Source organism: Vibrio sp. OPT46 (assembly GCF_015163535.1).
GTDB lineage: Bacteria > Pseudomonadota > Gammaproteobacteria > Enterobacterales > Vibrionaceae > Vibrio > Vibrio alginolyticus.
Window position 1 is genome coordinate 1 of sequence record NZ_JADDYG010000890.1, and the last position, 270, is coordinate 270.

At 39.3% G+C, this 270-nt stretch carries 1 protein-coding gene; it reads right to left on the reverse strand.

Annotation, left to right across the window (positions count from 1 at the left end; genetic code table 11):
• Positions 1-75 precede the first annotated feature (75 nt).
• A partial coding sequence (locus tag IQR33_RS35010; protein ID WP_228014242.1) for a hypothetical protein occupies positions 76-270 on the reverse strand: 195 nt, incomplete at its 5' end.

Here is a 270-nt window from a genome sequence, read left to right on the forward strand (position 1 = left end):
CGACTTTCCCTTCAACAGAGTCGAAATTCGGCTCTGTTTTCTCCCATGTGAATAACTCCCACCAAATTATTTTGTTTAACCGCTCAAAAACCAACCAAGCAGACTGTGGATAACTACAATAAGATCCAGTGATTTTCCTTTAGTTATCCCAATAACAACTTTGATCAATTTCACCCCCTGTGTATAACCACCACTTTTGATCCCAGGTAATCCTCGATCTGATCCAATCATGATCACAAGATATGATCCAAAGAAGATCCATGATCTTGT